Here is a 776-nt window from a genome sequence, read left to right as displayed (position 1 = left end):
GCTGTCCACGCCGACCGTGGGACCTCGATGACGTCCCAGCCGGTCGCCGCCCTCCTGGCCTACCTGAACATCGACCAGAGCCATTCCCGCCCGCACGTCTCCAACGATTGCGAGCATCATGTTGTCGTCGCCGCGCTGGCCTGACCCGTCAAACGACCGGCCCTTCGGGTGCCTTTGGGTTGATCTGTCGGCCATCGCGGTGGCGGCCTCTGGACCGTCGGTCAGGCGGGCAGTGACCTGATAGGAGCCTGATCGCAACAGGGTCTCATCGCAGTCCTGTCCGCCCGCCTGACCGGCGGGATGTGACCGGTGATCTGTGAAGGAGATCCACCAGCCAATGCCCAGCATGACGCTTTCCCGTGACGATGTCATCGTCGGCGTGGACACCCATAAGGATCAGCATGTCGCAGTACTCCTCGATGGCCTCGGAGGCCACCTCGCGGACCTGGTGATCCCGGCCACCGCGACGGGCTACGCCAAACTCCTCGCGTTCTGCCTCGAAATCCTGCAATCTCCCGGGCGGCTGGTCGCGTTCGGCGTTGAGGGGACCGGGTCCTACGGACGCGGGCTGGCGGGCTTCCTACGGAAACGCGGCTACGAGGTTCGGGAGGTCAGCCGGCCGCCACGTAGCGGCGTGCGTCGCCACGCTGGGAAGAGCGACACGATCGACGCCGAGCACGCGGCCCGCCAGGTCGCCGCCGGCGTCGTGACGGCGATCCCGAAGACAGCCGATGGCGCGGTCGAGGCACTGCGTCTGATCAAGGTTGCTCGGGACA

At 67.0% G+C, this 776-nt stretch carries 1 protein-coding gene and 1 pseudogene; both read left to right on the top strand.

What is annotated here, in order from left to right; genetic code table 11:
- Positions 1-108 (top strand): annotated as a pseudogene (locus tag AB1460_RS37970) (IS3 family transposase); the annotation flags it as partial.
- A gap of 229 nt (positions 109-337) precedes the next feature.
- Positions 338-776: IS110 family transposase (locus AB1460_RS37965; protein WP_368967430.1), on the top strand; the 439-nt coding region annotated here is incomplete at its 3' end.

The sequence above is a fragment of the Parafrankia sp. FMc2 genome (assembly GCF_041008525.1).
In the GTDB taxonomy this organism is placed as follows: Bacteria; Actinomycetota; Actinomycetes; order Frankiales; family Frankiaceae; genus Parafrankia.
The sequence above is the reverse complement of the archived record's forward strand: the minus strand, read 5'-3'. Positions and strand labels throughout refer to the sequence as shown.